2 protein-coding genes and 2 pseudogenes are annotated in these 2,125 nt (G+C 37.6%); all 4 read left to right on the top strand.

The genetic code is table 11. The features are described 5' to 3' along the window. Positions 1 to 935 (top strand): annotated as a pseudogene (locus O9295_RS04085) (Rpn family recombination-promoting nuclease/putative transposase); the annotation flags it as partial. Positions 936 to 1,103: 168 nt separating this feature from the next. Next, positions 1,104 to 1,349, top strand: a complete 246-nt coding sequence (locus tag O9295_RS04080; RefSeq protein ID WP_002739258.1) for a UPF0175 family protein — start codon at positions 1,104 to 1,106, stop codon at positions 1,347 to 1,349. Further along, positions 1,346 to 1,843, top strand: a complete 498-nt coding sequence (locus O9295_RS04075; RefSeq protein ID WP_079205556.1) for a PIN domain-containing protein — start codon at positions 1,346 to 1,348, stop codon at positions 1,841 to 1,843. The genes O9295_RS04080 and O9295_RS04075 overlap by 4 nt, the downstream gene beginning before the upstream one ends. A gap of 156 nt (positions 1,844 to 1,999) precedes the next feature. Next, a pseudogene (locus O9295_RS27690) lies at positions 2,000 to 2,125 on the top strand (DUF4347 domain-containing protein); the annotation flags it as partial.

The following is a 2,125-nucleotide window of genomic DNA, read 5'->3' as shown; positions in this document are numbered from 1 at the left end:
CACCTTTTTTATCGAATTTATTGAGTTGTTTTTCCCTCAATTGATCGATTATTTAGATAGGGACTCGATTACTTTTTTAGACAAAGAAGTATTTACCGATGTCACCGAAGGAGAAAGGTATGAAAGCGATTTAGTCGCACAAGTTAAGTTTCGCGGAAAAGAATCGTTTTTCCTGATTCATCTGGAGGCGCAGCCAAGTTCCCGCCAGGGGTTTAACCGGCGAATGTTTACTTATTTTGCTCGTTTTCATGAGAAATTTGTCTTACCGATTTATCCGATTGTAATTTTTTCTTATTCAAGGCCCAAAAAGAGAAGCGATTAGTCAATATGTAGTCGATTTTCCTGATTTTAAGGTATTAGAATTTAACTATCAAGTAGTGCAGTTAAATCGATTAAATTGGCGAGATTTTCTCAATCAGCCGAATCCGGTTGCTTCAGCTTTGATGGCGAAGATGAACATTGCAGAGATAGAGCGAGCCAAGGTAAAAGCGGAATGTCTGCGCTTGTTAATTACTTTCAGGTTAGAGTCGGCGAGAATGCAATTGATTTCTGGATTTATTGATACTTATCTCAATCTAAATCCGGTGGAAGAGAGACAATTTCAAGAAGAGATTAGCACATTTAGTCAACCCGTACAGGAGGGAGTTATGCAAATTACCACCAGTTGGATGCGTCAAGGTATTGAACTAGGTATTGAACAAGGTATCGAACAAGGTATCGAACAAGGTATTGAACAAGGTATCGAACAAGGTATTGAACGGGAAAAGACATTGATTCTTCGTCAACTTAAACGCAAGTTAGGGGAGATTAATCCTTCATTGGAAACTAAAATCATGCAGTTAAGTATTGATGATGTCGAAGTATTAGGAGAAGCTTTATTCGACTTCTCTACGGTTGAAGATTTAATCAATTGGTTAAATACTTTAACTGCCTAGGTTTGACGTTAGCGATCGCATCTTCGCCATGACAAGGGGTAAGATTGCTTCGGAGAGGGAATTTCAGTTAACAGTTAACAGTTAGAATTGAGGTCTGCCAAAGGGAATTGACAGACCGCAAAACATAGGATAGCATTTGTATAATTCTTATCAAAATACGGAGAAAATATGACTCTAGTTATTTCCCAAGAAGTGATTAAAGCAAGTGGTTTATCAGAGGATGAACTGTTGAAGGAAATTGTTGTTATGTTATTCCAACAAGATAAGATTAGCTTAGGAAAAGCAAGTGAGTTATTAGGTATTAATCAAATCAAGTTTCAACGGATGCTTTCTGAACGAGGAATTTGTATTCACTATGATGTTGCTGAGTTTCAGCAAGATATTAAGCATTTAAAAGAGAAAGGTTGGCTATGATTATTATTAGCGATACTTCTCCTCTCAGCAGTCTTGCTCTTGTTGGTTATCTGTCAATCTTAAAAGATATTTATACTAATGTTGTCATTCCCCAAGCAGTTGCCAATGAATTAGCCAATTTAACTGAGGAAGATATCCGCATTAAAGCGATAATTTCTCTGAAGTGGATACAGGTTAAACAAGCCACTAATTTAGAACTTGTGGCTTGTTTGAGGAATGAATATAATTTAGATCTTGGCGAAGCAGAAGCAATCGCTCTTGCCTTAGAATTAAAAGCAGATGAATTGTTAATTGATGAGCGTCTTGGACGGAGGGAGGCTGTGCGTTTGGGGCTGTCAATTACGGGGGTTCTAGGAGTTCTTTTAATCGCTAAAAATAGAGGATTGATTGCTAAGGTTAAACCGATAATGGAGTCTCTAATTAGCCAAGCAAATTTTCGCATCAGTCATCAACTTTATGAGGAGGTTTTGCAAACTGCAAATGAATTAGATTAAGTTGTGATTTTAGAAAACGGGTTTCTTCGAGAAACTATTTAGAAAACCCGTTTTCTTTGAGAAACCCGTTTTCTGTAAATTTTTGTTATATCCCCCTTGAAAGATTGGGGATTGTTGGGCTAAAACTGTTAGCAATAAACTTTTGCAGTTAACGTCATGACTTCTCCCCTGTTGCCGAGCTTTCCTGCTATTGACGATGTTTTGTTCAATTTTGCTCAATCTGATGGCTTGAGTCAAGCTAATCAGGTGAATAGTGCGAGAAATCAGCGTTTAACCGCTACC

The organism is Microcystis sp. LE18-22.4A (assembly GCF_027531105.1).
Classification (GTDB): Bacteria; Cyanobacteriota; Cyanobacteriia; order Cyanobacteriales; family Microcystaceae; genus Microcystis; species Microcystis aeruginosa.
Note: the sequence above shows the minus strand (reverse complement) of the source record. Positions and strands in the feature narration are given on the sequence as shown.